Source organism: Paenibacillus ottowii (assembly GCF_006874425.1).
GTDB classification, from domain to species: Bacteria; Bacillota; Bacilli; order Paenibacillales; family Paenibacillaceae; genus Paenibacillus; species Paenibacillus ottowii.
Genome location: NZ_VIJZ01000001.1, coordinates 734,342 through 755,281 on the forward strand (window position 1 = coordinate 734,342; position 20,940 = coordinate 755,281).

Sequence of the window (20,940 nt, forward strand, 5' to 3'; positions counted from 1 at the left end):
GGGTATGAAAGCTTGCAATCATTCAAACTTTCCGCTGACGGAGATTTGGAGTTTGATAGCCGGGGGGACCTGGTCATGAACGAAGGTGACGAAGAACTAGCACAGTGTTGTCGAATTGCTATTGGGACCAACGCAGGGGAATGGTTTCTGAATCCTGATATCGGTCTTGCTTTTCGTTTGTTTCTCGGCAAGCTTGCCAGCGAGGAAGAAATGAGAAATGAGCTTACCCGTGCATTGTTGCAGGAAGAACGAATAGAGAGCGTGGACGATGTTACATTTTCCGTTGACCGTGCGGCCCGGCTGCTAACAGTTACGTTCAAGGCAACCGGAACGAATGGCGAGGTAATCCAGCAGGAAGGGGTGAGTATTAATGCTGGATGAAAAGGGGTTTAAGCGTAAGAGATTCGACGATTTAATAGATGAAATGGAAGACAAGGCCAAAGAGGTATACGGCGACAAAATTAATACTTCCGCCCTCTCTCCGCTGGGTATTATCTTGCGGATTTTTGCGTGGTTTCTTGCCACGGTTTGGGGGCTTGCTGAAAAGGTATATTATAGCGCCTACGTAAACACCGCAGAGGGAAGCAGTTTAGACCGTCTCGGTCCTCATGTCGGTGTATCACGTGCTCTTTCGCAATATGCAACAGGCAACGTAACCCTTACAGGAACCCCCGGTTACACAGTGTCGGCGGGTTTTTTAGTGTCAACAGATACAGATGTGCAGTATGAAACTACATCTGATGCCACTTTCCCAGCCTCCGGTAGTATGACGGTTCCCGTGGAGGCGATGGAGGCGGGTTTATCTGGCAATACGCCAGAGGGTACAGTAACGATCATCGTTAACCCGGTACCGGAAGTGACAGCAGTAAACAATCCCGCTGCTATTCTTGGCGGACGTGATAAGGAGACTGACCCGGAGTTCCGTGATAAGTTCAGTCTGTCGGTAGCTGGCGGCGGATCAGCGACAGGCGATGCTATACGGGGGGCGGTGCTGCGGGTAACTGGGGTACGTGCGGCGGCGGTGATTATAAACAATAAAATCACTCCTGATGCTGCTGGTCGTCCTGCAAAATCATATCAGGTGTATGCTCTTGGTGGATCAGACACCGACATTGCCAACGCAATTTTATCTGTGGGCGCCGCGGGCATCGAGTCTTACGGTGACATATCCATGCAAGTTAAGGACCTTAGTGGGAACCTACAGCCGATTAAATTTAGTCGCGCCGTGGTTGTACCTGTTCATATAAAAATTCAGGTTTATAAAAGTACGGCCTATCCTTCTGATGGAGACGATCAGGTTAAATCCAAATTGGTCAGGTTCATTGGCGGGGCTGACTTAGACGGGACTGTATACGCTGGCTTGAGCATGGGGGAGGATGTGGTAATGATGCGCCTTGCTGCTGCTGCATATTCCATTGTTGGCGTGGAAGATGTGGTTATAGAGCTATCCACGAATGGAACAAGCTACGGGACACATAATTTAGTTGTGGACGTGCAGCAAGTGGCCCAAACAGCAGCGAATTGGATTGAGGTGACGCATCATGATTTCTCCGGTTGACCTTATTAAAAAGCTGACGGATGTGTTTACCAAAAATCCGAACAGCAATATAGGAAAGCTTTTTACAATTGTAGCTGGCCCGATAAACGACTTAGAAACTACGTTCAAAACAATCGAAGAATGGCGAGATATCGACACTGCAAAGGGAACTACATTGGATCTTATCGGTGGAAATGTGGGACAACTTCGAGGTGTGGCCACTGATGAAATTTACCGGATAATGATTAAAAGCAAGATAGCCCGTAACCTATCCAAGGGTGACGTTAACACGATCATCCGGGTCATTGCTCTTGCGGTTGGTGCAGATTACAGCGAAATTAAGATTCAACAGAAATTTAGTGATCCGTTAGACCCGGAACCAGCGGCATTATCCCTCATGCGCTTACCGCTTGATAAGTTGGACGAATCCGGTATTGAATTATCGCAGTTCGTGCAAATAATTCAAAAAACCGTGGCGGCTGGCGTTAGCGTCCAAAGTATTGAACTGGCTGGAACCTTTGAGTTTGGTAGCCTGCCAGAAGAAGCAGACCCAGAGCGCGGGTGGGGCAGTTTGGACGATTCAGTCATTGGCGGCAAGCTTGGCGCGGTTTATGAGCCAGGGAAAAATACAGATTTACCTATTTAGGAAAGGAGTAATTTTATGCCGTTTAAAGAGAAATTACCGGAATGGTTTGCGGCCGGAACGGAACCTACTACAACACAGAAAACAGCGGGTTACACACCAGGTTTGAAACCTCCGGCACAGTGGTTTAATTGGCATTTGAACACATCATATCTTGCTCTTAAAGAGCTACAAGAAAACGCAGTCCATAAAGAAGAAATAGAATCGCGCTTTAACACAATAAATACCAAAACGGTTACGCTGAATGCAGGTGTACAGATACTTAACGCTGTGAAGGCAGCTCCGTTTTCATTGTCCGGCGTAACCGGGCGAATGTTGGTGAACTTGCTGGGTCGTATGGGAAACTGTGAAAGCGTGGGCCTATGGTCGTCCAATACTACAATCGCAACGGATACAGCTAATAAAACCAGCGGAACCAGCTCATTTAAGCTTACATTAGGTAGCATACCCGCTACGGCCTCTGCAACCTTTTTGACCACACCAGGGCGCAAATACATCGCTGTTGCAGATGTGAAAAACGGCAATACCAGCAAAGTAGCCATGTCTATAAATGGTATTGCTGGCGCAGTTGGAAATGAGGTTACATCTTCCTCTGTTTTTGCACCATCTGTTGTGCGGTTCGCCGCGACGGACTTTTTTCACATTGTTACGATCACAGGCACAGGCAACAGCGGAAGCACTTTTAATATGGACAGTGTGCGTGTTTACGAGGTCAGCGAGGCGGACTATGCAGCAGCCGCGACCCTTACGCCTGCTCAGGTAGCAGCTAAATGGCCTTACGTAGACAGCGTAATGCCTGTACGTAATCCATATGCGATACGATACGGGGAAAATCTATTGCCAAGCTTTTATGAGTGGGCGGTCATCAACACAGGGATAGTCAATCTACAAGGTCCCTACAAAGCGAGTGCTTCAACAAGTAGCTATCCTGGTCCATTTCCTTTATCGCCCTTAAAAGTGGTTGTTCCTGTATTGCCGAATACAACATACACAATCTCAAGTGCAGGTGACGGAATACAGTACATTGAACGTCGGGATGAAAACGACTCTGATCCAAGTGGGGAGGTTGTGCCAGGCGTAATTGCTGTAGGTTCTAAAACATTCACCACATCGTCACAAACGCGATTTTTATCTGTGCGGCTTAGATACGCCGCTGCAGGTTCATTCACCCATGAAAATCCTATGCTTAACATCGGCAGTACAGCCAAGCCATTCAAACCGCGCGAAGATTCCATGTTGGCGTTGCAAACAGACTTGTACGCCGATCCAGTTACAGGAGCCAATGCCGATACGGTATTTGAACGTGATGGGCAATACTTTAAGTCCAAGAAGTGGCAAGGATTGACGATCGACGGTAACAGGGCGTGGGTACTTGGTGACGCTGCTGCTACTGCTGGAGTCAGACAAGTAAAAATAGTAGGTCTTGCGGCTGGCGCTGTGGCTGCAAGCGGGGTTGCCACGAAGTTTGATGGAAAAATAATGCCACAAGGCAGCACGGGCAACACAGCCGACACGAACGCAGTCACCGCAGCAGGAGACATCTATATTGGTATCAGTGTTGCTGACAGTGGATGGGATGATAAATACAGTCCATCACAAGATGACATCAAAGCCTATTTCTACGGCTACAAAGCCTATGATGCTAATACTATCACGCCAGCACAGGCGCAGGCAGCGACAACAGCGACGTGGAACGGTACAGGTACTAAGTATTGGGTTCAGCGTATTGGCTTGCCTAACTTTACTCAATCAGCACCACAGCAGTCCTATGCAGGGTATACACCATACCAACTCGTATACCAGCTTGCAACGCCTACAGTAGAGCCTATCGTATCTGAGGGGCAACTATCCTTCAACGAGGGAGACAATCAGGTTGAAGTAGGTACGGGGATTGTGCTGCGTGAACGAAATGAGACGTATCAACAACCTGTGGAAAAATTATGGAACGTCAATAACGCAAACTACACTACTACGGCGTGGCTTAAACAAAAAGCATCGGATATTTTGGCGATTTATAAAAATGGCAAACGCGATTCCACATGGATGATAACCAACAAAATGGTTACAAGTGCGGGGGCGTTGGCGCAGCAATATGATACCGATCATGACGCAGCAGCAGCTTACAGCGTTACGTACCTTATGCTTGACCGTTCGCCAGTCGTACCGTTTACAGGTTCCTACGCAGCCAATGAAAAAACGCTACTTGCGGACTTGGTGGATAGTGTACAACAGAATACGGCGCGTGTGTCGGTGCTGGAGAACAAGAAGTCTGACAAGGATAACCCAGGTGTGTTAAGTCCGACCTTACTAAACGGGGTCATTGTTGAGGCGTCGTTTTCTCCTGTAGAATACGTGAAATCCTCAGATGGTTTGGTAACGTTTCAAGGGTCTATTAAACCACCTTCCGCTGGTACCTTTGTAATGTTCCGCTTGCCCGAAGGGTATAGACCTAAGCAACTCGTTGCCTTAATGTGTGCAGGCAACACAGGAGCCGCAGATGTGCCTGTAAAAGTCCTTGTATCTGAGAATGGCAATGTGCAAATGGAGTCTACTGTATCCTTGGCTTGGTTGAGGTTAGACGGTATTAAGTTCTTAGCGAATAGATAAAGGAGGTCACAACATGAAAGTAGTACCTAGAGTAACTACAGAGGGGTTCTATATTGAAGACAAACTAATGGACGATGCCTTTAATGGTGTCGTCCCTTTTTATGCCCAGCCGGACGATCAGGACGAGGATACTGAGCCGACAACGCCGGAACTAATAGGCTATACGGTTGGTGTACCGATTACAACACCGGGACTGTTCAAACCGCGTTTTGATCTTGCTGCATGGAAGGCTTATGAGAGTGCCGTATACGAGGCACAAGAGGCGTATATAGCCGCACTGGACGAATGGCAATCTAAGGGCAGGGCAGAAGGGGAACAGCCAGTATATGTTGCTCCTAAGCAGCCTGATAACCTTTGGACAGAAGGACTCACACCGGAGCAAATAGCAGAGCTAACAAAGCCAGCTACGCCGGAACAAAGTGAAACTGATTTGCTCCGTCAACGTCTGTCCGACTTGGAGTTGGTGCTCACGGAAATTATGCTAGGTAAATGAGGGGAGGTGAAATGAATATGGCAGCTATGTCCATGCCGCGCGTTCGCATTTGCGCCAATGCTTGTATTACCCGGTATGAGCGTGGAGAACGAGGAATTGAAAATGTTGTTGATAGTTATCAGATGGATGATGAAAATCGCAACTTAGTTTTGGCCGAGATTTATTCAAAGCGTCCAGACCTTGCAGCCGATCCAGTACCTGAGCAACCGAAAGAACAAGTGTAACCAGCGCACCCAAAGGGATGCGCTATTTTTATGCCCTCGGAGTGGACGAGGGCTTTTCTCTGCACCGGAATAATTAAGAGAATATTTAACGGAATAATTTACGCAGATTTTGACAAAGGTCAGGAAAATTGTCCTGACCTATAGAGACGGGGGAGAACGATGGATGACAGATTAACACACATTTTTAAGGGAGCGGCGGCGGGGTTTGGAGCGGTAGCCGGCTACCTGCTTGGAGGGTTTAGCGTGTTCGTACATTTGCTGCTCATTATGGTTATTGTGGACTGGCTGACTGGCTGGGCGGCTGCTTGGATACGTGGGGAGTTACGCAGCCGAGTTGGTTTTCATGGGATCATTCGCAAGGTGGCAATCTTTTTGGTTGTAGTCGTTGCACATTTTATTGATGCAGCACTGGGCGGCCTTAATTATTTTCAAAATGCAGTCATCTGCTTTTACCTAGCAAATGAACTGTTGTCTATTACTGAGAATGTCGGACGGATGGGCGTACCTATGCCTACAGTATTACGAAACGCCGTAAAGATTTTCGAATCAAAAAGCGATCCAGCACCTAATCCGAACATGTCAGAGTCAGAGCCAGAAAATAAAGAGCAGGGGCAAAAGCCTGCTGTATAAGGGGGAGTTATTTTGCAATCACATAAAAAAGGTAACGCGCGGGGAATCGACGTATCCCGATATCAAGGAAACATTGACTGGAAGGCGGTTAAGGCTGACGGTATTTCATTTGCCTTCATCAAGGCCAGCCAGGGGCAACGTTACGTTGATCCTACATTCACTACGAATGCTAAAGGAGCCAGAGCAGCCGGGGTATTGTTGGGGGCATACCACTTTGTAGACGCAACCAGCGTTGAGGCAGCCAAAGCGGAAGCCCGGCATTTTGCCGAGGTATTGGAACAGGTAGGTGGTGGGAAATCTCTGGACTTGCCGCCTGTAATGGATTATGAAAACAATCCCGGCAACCTGTCTAAAACGCTTATTAGTGCTGTAGCGTTGGCCTTTCTGCTGGAGTTGGAGCGACTTACAGGACGCAAGCCCATTATTTATACAGGCAATGCATTCGCAGCCAATTTTAACGCCTCATTGAGCGGGTACCCATTATGGATAGCCCGATATAGTGAAACGCGCGTACCGAGCGATACAGTGACGTGGAAACGTTGGGATATTTGGCAATACAGCGACAGCGGCAAGGTAGCAGGAATAAAAGGGAACGTGGATATGAATGAGTATGATGGTACGGCGGACGAGCTACGTGAACGTTTCACAAAGCGCCCTGAGCAGCCGGAGACAGTCACGTCCGGTACGTTCATCGTAAATGGCAAACAGGTAGGGAAGACGCTGCTCTTTAGTGGCAGGACGTATGTTCCGTTGCGTGTGCTTGCTACTGTGTTGGGTTTATCGTGTCATTGGGACACCAGTCTCAAGGTCGCTTATTTAAATGGAGCCAAGCTGCAATTTATCCAACTGGTCGAAGGAGTGGCATATGTGCAGCTAAGACCCGTTGCGGAGGCATACGGCGCTGTAGTGTCCTGGGATTCAAAAAATAAAATCGCATCGTTGAAAACGAAAGGGGATAAATAATCATGCAAACAATTATCGAAACCGTACAACCATATGTAAGTACCGTCGCTACAGCTATTCTAGGAGTCCTGACAGCCATTGTTATAGCTGGACTGAACACGATTAAGGTGAAGGCTAATGAGTGGATAAACGCCCGTACAACGGAGTCACAGCGCGTCCTGTTGCACAAATTGGCGGAAGAAGGATTCTCTCTCTCTAAGACAGTTTTCAAAGAGGCAGACGGTCCGAAAAAGCTACAACAGGCTTTATCCTATGTAACCAGACAACTACAACAAAGAGGTATTTACCTTACTGACATAGAGATTCAGGGGGCCATCGAAAAGGCGTACCTAGACTACAAAGCCAAGCAAAAACCCATTAGTACAGAGGAAACTGCTATAGCGGTTGCAGGAGACGATATTAGCACAGAAGAAGCTGCACGAGTAGCGGCGAAAGAGGCTATGGTTGGTTTGGCAGCTAAAGTAAATGAGCTATTAGCCCAAGCTACAGCAGAAGCTGTACCCGCTGCTCCTGCTCCTATTCAGCCTGAGTCTGAGTCTGTTCCTGCACCAACAACAGAACAAATGCCTGTAACTGCGGAGTAAAGACTAATACACATTGAGCAAGTAAGAAAAAGCTCTGCTAACCTTAATTGGTCGGCAGAGCTTTTTTGTTATTTAAAGTAATTACGAATACTTAACAATAGAGCAACAATACTTATTGCCCATCCAGATATAGATATGGTCCATAAGATGGCATCATACATAGACTTACCTCCTATAATGGAGCATGGAATCCCGCGTTATACCTCATCATACTCTTCATATTCAGCCTTACGTAACAATTCCCAAAACTTCTGTACGTCCCCGCCTGATTCGAGATAGGTGTCAATCATGTGTTTTGCCTCAACAACTGAACAGGCCCATGCGCCTCCAGGCATTGCAAGACAACCATTCTCCATAACGATGTAGCCACGCCGTATATCATTCCCCTTTATCCGCCAAGGATTTCGCCCCATATCCAACTTGGGTTGGATTATGAATCCTTTGTACTCAATACGAATATCTGGAACATGAATTAATCCATTGCTGCGGTATTCTGCTTTTTTCTTTTCCATTTCACGTCTCCTTGCGTAAGGCCGCCGCCAATTGTATATATCAAACTGTTATGTTAAGATTGGGTGGAGATGGCGCTATACTAGCCGCCACCTCTGGTACTTTTAACGTTTACGCTGCCCGCGTCGTTTAGGTACCTTTTTCTTTTTCTTGCTCTCTTTAAACACTTTGACCAAACCGATAATTGCAGTTATCAGGTTTGTGAGTGCGGTGGAGAGCAAGACCCAATCTATTGCTCTCAAATTTCTTTCACCCCTTTCGGAAGCTTGTGTTTCACTTCCTGTAAATAATATATCACATCCTGTAGTTTTTGGTCAAGCAAAAATGTTTGATTTTCTGTAATTAAAATATTATAATGCGTATATAAATTACAGGAAAGGGGTCTTTCGATGGCTATAACGTATAAGCCCTTGTTGAAATTGTTGGTTGAACGAGGAATGAAAAAAATGGATTTGCGTACAGAATTGAGTTTGGGACCGTCTACTATCGCAAAATTCGATAAAGGTGAGTACGTATCTTTGGAGGTCGTTGAAAAGCTGTGTGCATATTTCGATGTGCAGCCCAACGATATTATTGAGTATGTAAAAGAGCAGGAGGGGTAAAACCTCGCTGCTCTTTTTTTATTGAACAAAATAAAAAGCCCTCAACATGAGGACTTGTGTGGTATAATCTGGATTGGACAACGGGTGGGGTCACGGCGCAGCCTTCTGTAAAGGAGGTGATTGACGCCATGACTGCACTTGGTGCGTTTTACATGATCCTGAAAGTAATTTCAACGATTCTAAGCCTATGGTTTAGTTCACGGAAAGTTTACCGATGGATACGTAAAAGACGTAACAAGCGCAAAACCCACCGCTAAGGTTGACCGCCTACGGTGGGTTTTGCTGTCTTAACAGTAATATAATGCGCGCCGTGAGGCACATCGTTGTTCAGGGGGAGCTAGCGACTCCCCTTATTTATATTATTATGTTACCACACTGAAACTATACAGGCAATGGGATTGCCTTTGTTGACTATAGTCAAATATTAAAACCCCGGATTGCTCCGGGGCTTTATTTATTTAAGCTCAAGTTTAACTGAGTATTCTTTTTTATCTTGAGTAGGTTCCATACCGTTACCCTCAATGACATACCATTTCATTTTAATCCATTTGATATCAGCAGCATGACCGCGTTTCAGGAACCAAATTATATTCCCATCTTTAATAACGCCTTCTTCAATTTCTCCGCCGATGTGATCAGAGGTCACCATGTCTGCTTGAACCTGTTCACCAGTAGAGGTAATCAATTCCGCTTGGTCAGGGTATGTAGTGAAAAGTTTTTTAGTGGTGTTTTCAACTTTGAATTTCACTCCAACAGCAGAAGCTGTAAGATCATTTGTATTTCCATCTTTAGGAGCGCGGTCAGTAACAACTACTTTTTCAATAGTAGAAGTAACACCATTCCATGTATCTGTCCATTTTGCATCGTTATAGTAGGTCCAAATGTCGTCGGGCTTTTTCTCTGCTTCAACCGGCGCAGCCCCTTCTTTAGTAGTCGCTGGTTCAGCAGCCTTAGTTTCTTTAGCTGGTTGGCTTTCTACTTTTGCCTGCGTAGGTGTTTCGTCCTTAATAGCGGTCTTGTCAGCTCCACACCCAGCAAGCAGGCTAATCGCCGCGATAGCTGCAACCGTGAGACTTAAAGTTTTCTTCAACTTACTTCCTCCTATTGATCAATAATATATGGATATAGTCTATCAGACCTAGGAAAATATTTCTACAAAAACATGAAATACTTCCCAATTTGGCTTGAGCAAAACCGCCGAAAATCGTATATTTACAGGGGAAGAAAGAAAAAATGCAGAGGATGAGTAGTAGATGTGGGATACGTCTATGTTTATAACTTTTTCAGTGGTTGAGAGTTTTGCGGCTTTTGTATTGACGTTGACTATTTTTAGGTTAAAAGCTTTGGACTTCCAATGGCAGGCCTTAGTAGTGACTCTACTAATGTCGTGCCAAAGTTTCGTTCTGCGGGAAGAATTACAATTGGCTTTTCTGGCTCCAGTAATAAACATACTGTTAATGGTGCTACTAATAACAACGATAGTTAAAGTACCGCTGATATGGTCTTGTATACTGTCGGTGACTGGTTTTTTTGTCTATACACTGTTCCAAACAATACTCTTATTGCTTATGTACTCTGATGTACCTATGAGCGAATTACAAGGGGGATCGGCAAAGGGGTCTTTGTTACAAGCCGTGACCAGTGCAGTCGTGTTGATCGTATCAGGACTGCTTTATAAATTCGGAATAGGTTTTATAGCCCCGTTTGACAAACTACGAATTAAATGGGAACAGAACATTGTCATTATCGTAATCATAGGAGCGCTGGCAACCCTGACAGTAATAGCGTATGTAAACGATGTATGGCTTAATATAGCCTATTTTGCACTGGCAGCGGGGATGTTTCTATATTACGCGCTGCGGAAGGAGAGAGAATATGATTGAGCCATTATCCTTACGAATGGCGCAACATATCAAAAGTGTTGTACCAGACCATCCGGCCTCAGTGCCAGTATTACAGCATGCATTGGCTGTCTTATTGAATATGGTGTTTATTACGGGCTTGACCCTCGTTATATCGGTTTTTACAGGCCGCACGAGGGAAGTGGTGACGATTATGGCGGCATTCGCCTTTCTCCGTCAAATGACTGGAGGTATACACCTTAAAAGTGGCATGGGCTGTGTAGCTGTTTCCACACTGTTGTTTACTGGCTTATCGTTCATCAGCTTGGATCACAACTGGACGATAGGTGCAACATTGGTCAGTATGCTTTTAATTCTAGCTTTTGCACCAGCGGGAATCGAAAACCAAACACGTATACCACCAAAATACTTTCCGTTGCTTAAAGTGCTGGCCTTGTGTGTGGTTGGGCTCAATTTTTACTTTGCTGATCCAATTACGGCAGTGAGCTTTTTGTCACAAACCATACTGTTAATTAACTTTAGGATAGGAGGTGAAACAACACATGAAGAAGCTTAACATTAAAAGAAGCACCTACTACGCCCTGGCTACTTGCTTATCATCGTTTGCTGTAATGACTGTTGTGGTGGCTAGTTTATTTTACGTATACAATCCAAAGCCGCCAAAGGAACTAATGAAATAAGCTTGGAGGACACATGATAATTTCAGTCACCGTGGAGCACGACAGGGGCCCAAAACTACTGGATGTGGGTACGATCCTCTTTATTGAGAGCCAGAGCAGCATCCAACGTATCGCAATGCATACGTTTGACGGCGTTTTTTACACAGTTGGACCATTGGGATATTGGGAAATGCTATTTAATAGCGAAGGGTACAGATTTTACAATGTTGATCGTTCCTACACTATAAATGTAGATGAACTGACGGGGATAAACGAAAACTTGAAACTTGCTGAATTTCAAAGTAGCCAGAGCTACAAAAAAATGACCTGCACAATGGCAGGTCTGAGATATAAAAAAATAGCTGCAGCTTTGGCGAGATTAAAGCCAGATATTATATTTTATAATTAGTAGAGAGCCGCTAGGTTAACAGCGGCTCTTTTTTTATGGAACATGTAACTATAACATATGTCTTAAGTAGGATGCTGTCGAAACTTGTTGTCGAAACTGTAAAATTCATATATGAATTTGCTTTTACAAATGAGAGTATTTGGGATTTAATAAAAACATAAACCAGTCATTTGTTTGTTACCCATATGGGTGACAATAAGGCTGTGGGGGAGCAGAAAAACTACTCCACCTGCTTGCGGACGACTTCAAGTACATATAGGTCGGTGATTCTGCAGTTAAGTCGATAAGCTGCATTAAAGGCGAATTCAAGGGACATTTTACGTTCTCCAGTTATTAGCTTATTGACGAATTGCCTTGAAACCCCCATTACTCTAGCAAAATCAGCCTGATTCATTTTGTTCTCTTCAAGTCGCTCCAGCAAGAGGCAAGCCCCAAGCCGGTAATCCATACGGGTCTCCTCTCTATGTATTCCATTTTAATCAAGTGTTCGTATTTTTGTTCGTATTTTTGTGGTATACTGATTCCAACCTCTCAAAAACGGACGTCATTTAATTTAGGAGTGTTGTTTATGGATTCAAAAATTGATTTGAAATGTTACTTAGAAATGTTACATAACCAATATCAAGGGATTGACACAACGGAAGTTGAACAGCGTTTAGAAGAGATCATTTCTTCCAACGTTTTAGAGCTGCCTCCAGAAGTTCGATAATATCGTCAGCTTCTTCTTTACTCAGGTCATGACCTTTATAGCTCAATTTGTACTGGTTTAGTCTCTCTATAGGTATTTCAGCCAACTCCGATTCTTCGTGACTATCGGGGTTGTTTGCATTTTTACCAATTTCAAATTGATTAACATCTGTTACTCCAATTAGATAATCAACAGTGGTTTGATATAAATTAGCCAATTTCCCGGCTATTTCGGTTGTTAATCGTCGTTCCCCTTTTTCAATATCGTAATAGTATTGAGGCGTAATCCCTAAAGCCTTCGCAACTGCTATACCGCTCATTTTCTTCTCTTTTCTTATTCTTTTTAATCTACTATCCGCACCAGACATTAGTTTACCGCTCCTTCTATTTAAGCATTTTGCTGTAATGATAATAACATTCCCCATGTTTTTAAACAATAAGCAAAATGCTGAAAAAATGAGCAATTTGAAGCATAATGCTGATAATATCAGAGAAATGCTCCATATTTAAGCATAATGCTTAAATTTGCTCATTTACATATGTAAGCATAATGCTTATTATTTAGTCATGGAGGTGAACAACAATGAATTTCACAGAAGCTGTTGAGGCTGCTATGGAAGCAAAGGGAATGAGTAAAGCTGACTTAGCCCGGGCCACACACCGAAGTTACCAGTACATTAGTGATTTATTAAAAGGTGAGCGGAGGTGGCATGAAGGCATTATCAACGAGGTCTGCGCTGCTCTCGGTATTCAAATTGAGTTCAATCATCAGCCTTAACTATCAGTGACCAAATTATACAAGGGAGCCACAATATGAACATAATTAGCTTTGTATTCAGTAGGGAGGGAAGGCATGGATAACATTCAACCAATTGAACAAAAAATGGTTCCTTTCAATGGAACTGAATTGCTTGGAGTCAAAGCGAATGATGGGAAGGTTTATATCGGAGTCTCATATGTTTGTAATGGAATTGGTCTAAGTGAAAAACAAAAGGATCGGCAAGTAAGCAATATTCAGGAAGATGCCACTCTAAAACAGGGGGCAAAAAAACTACCCCTCAAATTTGGGGGGCAGCAAAGAGAGGTGCTAGGGATTGAGCTTGACTATCTACCGCTCTGGCTTGCGAAAATCTCTATCACACCCAATATGCAAGTAAACCAACCGGAAGTTGCGGATAAGTTGGTTCAATACCAATTGAAAGCCAAAGATATTTTGGCAGAGGCATTTATTCCAAAGGGGTTTGACTTTGATAGCCTTAGTCCTGAACTTAAAGCCATTTTTATAACAGATGCCAAGGTTCAACAGCTTGATTCTCGCGTGGAACATCTGGAAAATCACACCACTATTGACTATGGTCAACAACGCGAATTAAGGAAAGCAGGCAATGCCAGAATCGTCGGACTGCTTGGCGGAAAGAAATCGGCCGCCTACAAGAATAGTAGCCTACGCAATAAAGCTTATCAGGCTATGTGGAATGACTATCAAGACTTTTTTGGGATCAACTCTTACAGCAATACTTTCACGAAGGATTTTGACCGTGGATTGCAATATGTCCCACATTGGACTCCACCTAATAACCTTATGAGGGAGATTGAAGAAGCTAATGGACAAACATTGTTCTGATTTATCATTACCAGAACTGGCCCGTATGTGGTTTGGTAATCCGTTACAACATGCCGTACTTGTCAAAAACCTAATCAGAAAGGAACGAAACAAATGAATAAAAATTATGAGAATATGGGGAAAAAGTACGACAAATTACAATCAGCTAGCCATGGGATCTTAGAACGTTTTATCGAAGCTGGTACAGAAGGTGATTTTAAAACTCGTGAACGAAAGGCATGGACCCAAAATATTATTATTTCTAAAATGAAAGCCCGGATTTTGGATGATATGATTTCCAAAGCCAAAAAAATCATAAAAACAATTGATGAAATTAGAGTCATGCGGAATGATCCTTACTATGAACAGGATGATTACATTTTCATGCAATCTTGCTTAATGGAATGTGAAGATCACGCTCGCCATAATGCCAAATACGTTCTTGAATATGCTATGTACGTAGATGAGACAAGTGGTTATTACAGTGAAGCGGAAATTCGCAGTATGTTATCAATCGGTTATGAGGATTGGAAACGCTGGGTAGATCGAAATAAACCGTTAATGTCGATGTTGGTCACGAAGGTAGGAAATGAACCTTTAACCCATCATTGTATGGATTATATGATGGATGAATTAACGAAAAATCCCCAAACTCGGGAAATGATGCGGAGAAAGACAGAAGAGTTATTTGGCCCGTTTATGGATTTTGAAGGTGGCGACCTATGAAAATGCATGAAGAATTGAAAGCAAGAGCTGCTGATATGCATAAGCGTCTAGGAGGTACTATATTCGCTTTCCCGATAGAAGAAGAAAACCCTTTGTCTAAATATGCAGTGGCTGTGTTTAACGGGAAAGATTACTCTGTTTACCCTAATGCTATGACCATTGAAGAAGCGGCTGCTGGCATTTTAGAAGTTTTGAATGGATTTAAAGAAGAGGGTTGGGATCATGACTATGAACGCAATGTACGTTTTGCTTTGTATCAATCACAAGTTGATGCGCCCAGCGTAACTATGCGGAGACTAAAGAAAGGAAAAGGAAATTACACTATTCCAGCTTATGAAAGTGATATAGACGTTATGGACAATCCTGACGATCCAGAAGGCAAGCTCTTTTCTGCGCGTGGGCTAATTAAATTCAGTTACTTGACCATGATTGATGAGAAAAACCCTGTAGCTATCAGTTTTATGAATGAATATTACAAATTGCTTGCCTCTTTCAGATATGGGAAAACAGCAGCGGCTATCAAACAAGAAGTACGGCGTATGGGGAGAGATGAAGCTATCCGTTGGATTGAACACACTTATGAACGGTATATCAAGGATAGTAGAACCATAACGGACATTTTAAATGCCGTAGGGAAGGGGCAGCGATAATGAGTCTTGCTAATCATTTAACTCTGAAGCAAGTTCGCGAGAACTGCAAGAAGTCAATCGAACAGGTTAGTGATGAAACGGGGATTTCAGTTGCTAAGTTAAAACGCTGGGAGAAAGATGCATCAAGAGCGGAAACGTACGAGTTCTTTCGTCTGTTGCAATACTACAAAATATCTTTCAATCATGTTCATGCAGGAAAAGCAGAAGACGTATACAAAGCTCGTAGAGAGGCGGTGAGCGTGTAATGGGAATGGACCCTATGGTAATTGATCATTTGAATTGTCATGATAATGTGACGCAAATCAAAAAGGATTTAATCGAATTACTTTGCATTGTTCAGCAGGATGAAGTGTTCACTAGAGAAATGATTTCAGAAAAGATATTTAAAGCTGTTCAAGATCTAACATATGCAGAAGAAATCCATTTTGGTGTAATCAAGGGTTTCTATGATGAACAAACAAAAAGCCTTAACAATACCTTGGCCGGGCGTTAAGGCGACATAAATCAAGGGACAAGCCCACGCGCACATTATAAGTCATGTCATCATAAAGCGCAAGGGCTGTCCCCAAAAATGGGGAGAGTTGAACATGAACAGATGCCAGATGGTTTCTTTTAGAGCAATTGAGCCTGATTTCAGAAGACTTCAAGGTAAAGACCCTATGGATAGTGAACCCGTGTTAACGGATGTATTCGAAAACGGAATGATTGAGGTTCTTCGTGAACTGGCTACACATAAATTTTTAACCCGTAACACTTCCCGGGATATGCTCCCACACATCGAAGAAGCCAATAAAATTCTTTGTGATAATTTTTCTGCCTTACGCGATAAATTGCCTAAAAAGGAAAAAGAAGCATTAGGCGATCTGGAAGGCGATTTCAATATTGTTGCTGGATATGAAGAAGAAGAAGCCTTTGTTAAAGGGTTCATTGAGGGATATCGCTTTTTAAAAACATTACATGTGTCAACGGGGAAAGATTGAAACAATCGGTCCAAGCAAATGACACTTAAGTCACAGAATAGTGTGGTGGTGAAATGAATGACTTTATCCCTAATGGATATATCATCTTAGCGCGAAAAATTAGGAAGTCTAATCTTTGGCTTTCTCTCAAGGCTACTCATAGATTGGTAATGATTGAACTGCTTTTGCAAGCCGCATATCAAGATTGTGAGGTTGTTAGAAATGGTGAGATTATCCCCCTTAAACGGGGGCAAATTGCAACCTCTTATCAAATGATAGCGGATGATATTGGAGACAAGCAAGTAACAGTAAAAGTTGTGCGTAACGCGATTGAAAAATTAGAAAAACATGATTTTTTGGCAAAGGATGAGGCAAAAGCACGGGCAAAGCGTGGATTGCTCTTAACCATTGTTAATTACGGGGTTTATCAGGATTCCGATAACTACAAGGGCAAAGCAGAGGGCAATGAAACGGGCATTACAAGGGCAAAGCAAGGGCAAAGTGAGGGCAAAGCAGGGGCAATACACAATAAGTTAAAGAACTTAAATAAATCTAATAATGTTTTAAAAGATATATATGATTATTGGAATTCGCTTGAAATTATCAAGCATCGAGAACTAACTCAAAAAATGCAATCCAGTATAAACGCCAGATTAAAAAATATGAGCTTCGAGGAAATGAAAGAAGCCATAAGCAATTACAACACCATCATTAAAAGTGATTTATATTGGTACACCTACAAATTCACTTTGGAAAAATTCATGAATGCTAAAAACATTGATCAGTTCTTGAGTGAGAACAATCCATTTGAAACGTTCAAAAAACAACAGGGAGGTGGAGGACGTGGACAGCGTAAAACCAGTCATGCGGGATCTTCTCAAGAGAGTAGAAACTATGAAAGCCCAACAGAAGACCTCATCCTTGGAAAGCCAAAGGAAGGAGAAGACGGAATTCTTTCCGAAGAGCTATTACAGCGAATTAGAAGCACATGAGGGATGTCCAAAGTGTGATTATACCGGAACCATTAATACATTCCGCTGGGTAGAGAAAGAGGGGTATACGGACAAACATGGGGCGCCTATGAAGGTGCAGGTGGCGCAAGTGGAGCCCTGCTCATGCTTGCTGGATCGGCAGCTAACAAAATATACGGCAAATAGCAGCTTTAATTATGAGCAAAAGCAGCATACTTTCAAAAATGCTGATATTGACGCGAAGAATGCCCAGCACTTTGCTATGGTTACGAAATTCGTTGATAACATCGAAGCCCACCAAGAGAAAGGAACGTGGCTTTATATCTTTGGGGATGAAACCCGGATTAAAGGAAATCAGAGTGCATACGGCACTGGCAAAACGTATTTGATGGATTGTATAGCTAACGCGTTGGCTGAAAGACGCATACCGGGCCTCTATGTTACCGAGGAAACACTTTTCGGGGATATCAGGTCTACCTATAGTCGGAACAGTGAAGAGAGTGAAACAGAAGTTTTGAGCCGCTACTATAACGTTCCTGTGCTAATGATAGATGATTTGTTCACCGCTTCATATTCTGAATGGGCTGAAGGTAAGCTGTACAGCATCCTAAATGAACGCATGGATAAAAACAAGATTACAATTATCACCAGCAATTACGCAACGGAACGTATACATCTGCGCTTGCCTCTGAATGGCAGGAAGATTGCCAGCCGGATTATTGGACAAGCTCAGCGAATTGAAATGATTGGTCCCGATCGGCGGGAGAAGAAAGCACGAGATAGATTTCAACTGGAAACGGGGAACGAGTTATGAAGATAATTGTACGTTCAGCTCCAGTAGGAGCGCCATATGAAAAATTGGTCGGTAAAGAAGTGGAAGTTATGTATAACGATCCAGCATGGGGGCCAAATGATTTCATAGTGAAAAACGGGCCTTACTATGAGGGTCAAAATAACCTCCTTACTATTCCTTTTGGGGACGCTGTAATTACAGATATGAGCGGATCTGAATTTGAGGACGGACTTGAGCTAGGAATGAAGGTTGGAAAACATGATAAAGCCCCTATAAAAAAGGGGAGATGAAAATTGAGGATAGAAGCCGCAGAAGTAGCCCAACAGCTTAGTGATATTTTGAAAGGTATCAAAACAGAGTATGAACACCTTGACCGTGAAGTTCGATATTACGATTTGGAATGTACGGACCTGCTTCACGCTTTAGAGTTCATGGAGATTGATAACGATATGCGATTAAATATCTCTCAGCAGCTTCAAGATAACCGGAGGAAACGTAGAGTAATCAAAAACGAAAGAGAGCGCCTACAGCCCTTGTACGATGTCTCAGAAGGACATCCGCATTTAGTCTATGAATTTGAAAAAGCGAAATGGAGAGCTGAAAAGATTGAGTGCATACAGAAGCATCGTATGTACACACCGCGTATTAGAACGGATATGCAGCAGGCTTTTGACAAGGCCAACCGCAGGAATGATATAGCAGGGGGTTGAGTATGAGCCAACCAACAACCGATTTACCAAAGCTAGATAATAAGAAGACAAAAAATGCAATAGTAGGTGTTTTTGAAAAATATCAAATATTTAAGAATACGATAATTGAACAGAGAGAGGCAACCATAACGGCCAGTTATCAAGATCGTCCGAGTGGTCCAACCAATGTAACAAGCGATTCAACTGCGAATGTTGCAATATTTAATGTGTTCGAGCCTGAACACCGCAGACAATTTTGTGAAAACGTCGAACTGGCTGTCAGTTACCTGTATCCAAAGTATAGAGAGATAATCGAATTAAAATATTTGGGTGACGACATGCCAACTGATTACGCAGTTTACAATTTCAAAATGGATCATCCCATTAGTAAGGACACTTACGCAAAATTGCGAAGAAAAGCATTTCAAAATTTAGCATATAGCTTTCATGCTTTTGGGATTATCAACATACAGAGCTTAATAGACACAAAACGCGCGAACATACGGACAAGCAGCTTCGAATAAACTATACAACCAAGATCGGAGGGGAGGGAACAATGTTAAGTCCAGGGGATTATGGCGACTCACACGCACATAAAAAAGTGGAAATTGAAAGTAAGGTCACAACGTACATTCAAGGCAAAAACGGACTCATTGGAATTATAATCCCGCCCTGTGAGGGGCCGACAAACGCATTAGAAGACCTTCACCGTACAATCGCTGAAATAGCAATTAAACAAGCCATAAAGAAAGAAGCCACTCCAGAATAAGGGGTGGCTTCTTTCTTTATAGATAAGTAGCTTATGAAAAAAGGCTGCTACACCAACGTTTTTCTTTTGCATATATCATGACATAACAGATGAATTGATCGTAGCTCATACGAATGAGTCGGAATATAAAAGCTTTATTGCCAATAAAAAGAATGAGGCGTTGCAGTCACGGATGATTGTAATGCCAATTCCCTATAATTTAAAAGTATCCGAGGAAGAAAAGATTTATGCCAAGCTCATTGGGCAGAGTGACATGCGGCATATTCACATCGCTCCTCATGCGCTGCGAACGGCTGCCATTTTTTCTGTGCTCACCCGGCTGAAAGAAACCAAGAAGCAGGGGATGGATTTGGTTAAAAAGATGCGCATGTATGACGGCGAGGAGGTCGAAGGCTATAAGGAAGCCGATCTGAAGGAGATGCAAAATGAGTTTCTGGAGGAAGGCATGTCCGGCGTTGATCCAAGATACGTCATTAATCGTATTTCTAGTGCACTGATTAAGCAAAATGTGGAGTCCATCAATGCTCTGGATATTTTACGCGCCATTAAGGATGGCCTAGACCAACACGCCTCCATCACCAAGGAAGAGCGGGAGCGTTATCTGAATTTCATTTCCGTGGCTCGTAAGGAATATGATGAGCTGGCGAAAAAAGAAGTACAAAAGGCTTTTGTGTACTCCTTCGAAGAATCAGCCAAGACGCTGTTTGACAACTATTTGGATAACATCGAAGCTTTTTGCAATTGGGTAAAAATCCGCGATCCGCTTACCGATGAGGAGCTCGACCCGGATGAGCGGCTTATGCGCTCTATTGAGGAGCAAATCGGGGTGTCGGAAAATGCGAAAAAGGCATTCCGTGAAGAAATATTAATTCGTATTTCTGCGTATTCCCGCAAGGGTCGGAAGTTTGAGTATCACCATCATGATCGGCTGCGAGAAGCCATTGAAAAGAAGCTGTTCGCCGATTTGAAGGATATTGTGAAGATTACGACTTCGACCAAAACGCCTGATGCTAATCAGCTCAAACGTATGAATGAGGTGATTAAGCGACTAATAGAGGAGCATGGCTATACAGCAGCTAGCGCCAATGACCTATTGAGATATGTAGGTAGTCTCCTGAATCGGTAAGGCGAAATAATATGTAAAGTATGATGAAGATGAATTGCAATGGATGGTGACACGAAGGAAGTGAGATATTTAATCAACGTGTTTCCTATAAGGAATCCGGCAAGCACAGGATGTTTCATGTGCGGTCGGATTCTTTTTTAACTGAAATTACTATGAAAAAAGTTACAAACAATTCGCTGTTTTTTAACATTTTCTAAAAAGTTGCCGATAATTATGGTGATGTAAAATCTATGTAAACTATGAT

Annotated in this window: 32 protein-coding genes and 1 pseudogene; 28 read left to right on the plus strand and 5 right to left on the minus strand. The window is 43.2% G+C overall.

Features of this window, described 5'->3' with window-relative positions:
* Positions 1-12 precede the first annotated feature (12 nt).
* The 9 genes from FKV70_RS03630 to FKV70_RS03670 all read left to right on the plus strand — a co-directional run bounded on the left by FKV70_RS03630 (position 13) and on the right by FKV70_RS03670 (position 7,681).
* Positions 13-381, plus strand: a complete 369-nt coding sequence (locus tag FKV70_RS03630) for a DUF2634 domain-containing protein (RefSeq protein ID WP_142611821.1) — start codon at positions 13-15, stop codon at positions 379-381.
* Positions 371-1,558: a baseplate J/gp47 family protein gene (locus FKV70_RS03635; protein WP_142611822.1), complete on the plus strand. Its 1,188-nt coding sequence runs from the start codon at positions 371-373 to the stop codon at positions 1,556-1,558. Before FKV70_RS03630 ends, FKV70_RS03635 begins: the two co-directional genes overlap by 11 nt.
* A complete protein-coding gene (locus FKV70_RS03640; protein WP_142611823.1) occupies positions 1,542-2,183 on the plus strand; it encodes a hypothetical protein in 642 nt (213 codons plus the stop codon). The genes FKV70_RS03635 and FKV70_RS03640 overlap by 17 nt, the downstream gene beginning before the upstream one ends.
* Positions 2,184-2,198: 15 nt before the next feature.
* Positions 2,199-4,787, plus strand: a complete 2,589-nt coding sequence (locus FKV70_RS03645; RefSeq protein WP_142611824.1) for a hypothetical protein — start codon at positions 2,199-2,201, stop codon at positions 4,785-4,787.
* A 13-nt stretch (positions 4,788-4,800) separates the two neighbouring features.
* Positions 4,801-5,280 carry a hypothetical protein gene (locus tag FKV70_RS03650; protein ID WP_142611825.1) on the plus strand — a complete coding sequence of 160 codons (480 nt, stop codon included), beginning with the start codon at positions 4,801-4,803 and terminating at the stop codon, positions 5,278-5,280.
* 17 nt (positions 5,281-5,297) lie between these two features.
* On the plus strand, positions 5,298-5,504 hold the full coding sequence (locus FKV70_RS03655) for a hypothetical protein (protein WP_142611826.1): 207 nt from the start codon (positions 5,298-5,300) through the stop codon (positions 5,502-5,504).
* 159 nt (positions 5,505-5,663) lie between these two features.
* Positions 5,664-6,134: a phage holin family protein gene (locus FKV70_RS03660; protein ID WP_142611827.1), complete on the plus strand. Its 471-nt coding sequence runs from the start codon at positions 5,664-5,666 to the stop codon at positions 6,132-6,134.
* 12 nt (positions 6,135-6,146) lie between these two features.
* Positions 6,147-7,097 (plus strand): GH25 family lysozyme, encoded by a 951-nt coding sequence (locus FKV70_RS03665; protein ID WP_142611828.1) that lies wholly within the window; start codon positions 6,147-6,149, stop codon positions 7,095-7,097.
* Between the two features lie 2 nt (positions 7,098-7,099).
* On the plus strand, positions 7,100-7,681 hold the full coding sequence (locus tag FKV70_RS03670; RefSeq protein WP_142611829.1) for a phage holin, LLH family: 582 nt from the start codon (positions 7,100-7,102) through the stop codon (positions 7,679-7,681).
* 197 nt (positions 7,682-7,878) lie between these two features.
* Here the strand turns inward: FKV70_RS03670 and FKV70_RS03675 are convergent, their stop codons facing one another.
* Positions 7,879-8,193, minus strand: a complete 315-nt coding sequence (locus tag FKV70_RS03675; RefSeq protein ID WP_142611830.1) for a hypothetical protein — start codon at positions 8,191-8,193, stop codon at positions 7,879-7,881.
* A gap of 102 nt (positions 8,194-8,295) precedes the next feature.
* Positions 8,296-8,433, minus strand: a complete 138-nt coding sequence (locus FKV70_RS25845) for a hypothetical protein (RefSeq protein ID WP_161626993.1) — start codon at positions 8,431-8,433, stop codon at positions 8,296-8,298.
* Positions 8,434-8,580: 147 nt separating this feature from the next.
* On the opposite strand from FKV70_RS25845, the gene FKV70_RS03680 reads away from it, so the two are divergent.
* On the plus strand, positions 8,581-8,793 hold the full coding sequence (locus tag FKV70_RS03680) for a helix-turn-helix domain-containing protein (protein ID WP_053325014.1): 213 nt from the start codon (positions 8,581-8,583) through the stop codon (positions 8,791-8,793).
* A gap of 454 nt (positions 8,794-9,247) precedes the next feature.
* On the opposite strand, the gene FKV70_RS03690 is transcribed toward FKV70_RS03680, so the two are convergent.
* Entirely contained in the window at positions 9,248-9,883 is a 636-nt protein-coding gene (locus FKV70_RS03690) for a hypothetical protein (protein WP_142611832.1), read from the minus strand.
* Positions 9,884-10,379: 496 nt separating this feature from the next.
* Between FKV70_RS03690 and FKV70_RS26400 the strand changes: the two genes are divergently transcribed.
* Genes FKV70_RS26400 through FKV70_RS03710 form a run of 4 tightly spaced genes read left to right on the plus strand, consistent with a single transcriptional unit; the run spans position 10,380 to position 11,723 of the window.
* Entirely contained in the window at positions 10,380-10,676 is a 297-nt protein-coding gene (locus tag FKV70_RS26400; protein WP_244310630.1) for a hypothetical protein, read from the plus strand.
* Positions 10,669-11,211, plus strand: coding sequence for an accessory gene regulator ArgB-like protein (locus FKV70_RS03700; protein ID WP_142611834.1), 543 nt, complete (start codon positions 10,669-10,671; stop codon positions 11,209-11,211). The genes FKV70_RS26400 and FKV70_RS03700 overlap by 8 nt, the downstream gene beginning before the upstream one ends.
* Positions 11,198-11,335: a cyclic lactone autoinducer peptide gene (locus FKV70_RS26870; RefSeq protein ID WP_142611835.1), complete on the plus strand. Its 138-nt coding sequence runs from the start codon at positions 11,198-11,200 to the stop codon at positions 11,333-11,335. The genes FKV70_RS03700 and FKV70_RS26870 overlap by 14 nt, the downstream gene beginning before the upstream one ends.
* 13 nt (positions 11,336-11,348) lie before the next feature.
* On the plus strand, positions 11,349-11,723 hold the full coding sequence (locus FKV70_RS03710; RefSeq protein ID WP_142611836.1) for a hypothetical protein: 375 nt from the start codon (positions 11,349-11,351) through the stop codon (positions 11,721-11,723).
* 220 nt (positions 11,724-11,943) lie between these two features.
* On the opposite strand, the gene FKV70_RS03715 is transcribed toward FKV70_RS03710, so the two are convergent.
* Together FKV70_RS03715 and FKV70_RS03720 are read right to left on the minus strand one after the other, a co-directional pair.
* Positions 11,944-12,171, minus strand: a complete 228-nt coding sequence (locus tag FKV70_RS03715; RefSeq protein WP_142611837.1) for a helix-turn-helix transcriptional regulator — start codon at positions 12,169-12,171, stop codon at positions 11,944-11,946.
* Between the two features lie 217 nt (positions 12,172-12,388).
* Complete coding sequence (locus FKV70_RS03720; RefSeq protein WP_142611838.1) at positions 12,389-12,778, minus strand: helix-turn-helix domain-containing protein; 390 nt, start codon at positions 12,776-12,778, stop codon at positions 12,389-12,391.
* Positions 12,779-12,993: 215 nt separating this feature from the next.
* Between FKV70_RS03720 and FKV70_RS03725 the strand changes: the two genes are divergently transcribed.
* The 14 genes and pseudogenes from FKV70_RS03725 to FKV70_RS03785 form a co-directional block, all read left to right on the plus strand.
* Positions 12,994-13,188 (plus strand): helix-turn-helix domain-containing protein, encoded by a 195-nt coding sequence (locus tag FKV70_RS03725; protein ID WP_142611839.1) that lies wholly within the window; start codon positions 12,994-12,996, stop codon positions 13,186-13,188.
* Between the two features lie 75 nt (positions 13,189-13,263).
* Positions 13,264-14,034, plus strand: a complete 771-nt coding sequence (locus FKV70_RS25850) for an ORF6C domain-containing protein (protein WP_162305659.1) — start codon at positions 13,264-13,266, stop codon at positions 14,032-14,034.
* A gap of 93 nt (positions 14,035-14,127) precedes the next feature.
* The gene (locus tag FKV70_RS03735; protein ID WP_142611840.1) at positions 14,128-14,739 is read left to right on the plus strand and encodes a hypothetical protein; all 612 of its coding nucleotides are present in this window, start codon (positions 14,128-14,130) and stop codon (positions 14,737-14,739) included.
* Positions 14,736-15,389 carry a hypothetical protein gene (locus FKV70_RS03740; RefSeq protein ID WP_142611841.1) on the plus strand — a complete coding sequence of 218 codons (654 nt, stop codon included), beginning with the start codon at positions 14,736-14,738 and terminating at the stop codon, positions 15,387-15,389. The genes FKV70_RS03735 and FKV70_RS03740 overlap by 4 nt, the downstream gene beginning before the upstream one ends.
* Complete coding sequence (locus FKV70_RS03745) at positions 15,389-15,634, plus strand: helix-turn-helix domain-containing protein (RefSeq protein WP_142611842.1); 246 nt, start codon at positions 15,389-15,391, stop codon at positions 15,632-15,634. Before FKV70_RS03740 ends, FKV70_RS03745 begins: the two co-directional genes overlap by 1 nt.
* Positions 15,634-15,882: a hypothetical protein gene (locus FKV70_RS03750; RefSeq protein ID WP_142611843.1), complete on the plus strand. Its 249-nt coding sequence runs from the start codon at positions 15,634-15,636 to the stop codon at positions 15,880-15,882. Before FKV70_RS03745 ends, FKV70_RS03750 begins: the two co-directional genes overlap by 1 nt.
* 94 nt (positions 15,883-15,976) lie before the next feature.
* Positions 15,977-16,369 carry a DUF6809 family protein gene (locus tag FKV70_RS03755; protein ID WP_142611844.1) on the plus strand — a complete coding sequence of 131 codons (393 nt, stop codon included), beginning with the start codon at positions 15,977-15,979 and terminating at the stop codon, positions 16,367-16,369.
* A gap of 53 nt (positions 16,370-16,422) precedes the next feature.
* Complete coding sequence (locus tag FKV70_RS26410) at positions 16,423-17,340, plus strand: hypothetical protein (protein ID WP_244310631.1); 918 nt, start codon at positions 16,423-16,425, stop codon at positions 17,338-17,340.
* Positions 17,341-17,581: 241 nt separating this feature from the next.
* Entirely contained in the window at positions 17,582-18,133 is a 552-nt protein-coding gene (locus FKV70_RS26415) for a DnaA ATPase domain-containing protein (RefSeq protein ID WP_280115056.1), read from the plus strand.
* Positions 18,130-18,402 carry a hypothetical protein gene (locus FKV70_RS03765; RefSeq protein ID WP_142611846.1) on the plus strand — a complete coding sequence of 91 codons (273 nt, stop codon included), beginning with the start codon at positions 18,130-18,132 and terminating at the stop codon, positions 18,400-18,402. The genes FKV70_RS26415 and FKV70_RS03765 overlap by 4 nt, the downstream gene beginning before the upstream one ends.
* 3 nt (positions 18,403-18,405) lie before the next feature.
* Positions 18,406-18,822 carry a hypothetical protein gene (locus FKV70_RS03770; RefSeq protein ID WP_142611847.1) on the plus strand — a complete coding sequence of 139 codons (417 nt, stop codon included), beginning with the start codon at positions 18,406-18,408 and terminating at the stop codon, positions 18,820-18,822.
* Positions 18,823-18,824: 2 nt separating this feature from the next.
* A complete protein-coding gene (locus tag FKV70_RS03775; protein WP_142611848.1) occupies positions 18,825-19,325 on the plus strand; it encodes an ArpU family phage packaging/lysis transcriptional regulator in 501 nt (166 codons plus the stop codon).
* Between the two features lie 32 nt (positions 19,326-19,357).
* Positions 19,358-19,570, plus strand: coding sequence for a hypothetical protein (locus tag FKV70_RS03780; protein ID WP_142611849.1), 213 nt, complete (start codon positions 19,358-19,360; stop codon positions 19,568-19,570).
* An 88-nt stretch (positions 19,571-19,658) separates the two neighbouring features.
* Positions 19,659-20,696 (plus strand): annotated as a pseudogene (locus FKV70_RS03785) (protein prkA); the annotation flags it as partial.
* Positions 20,697-20,940 lie beyond the last annotated feature (244 nt).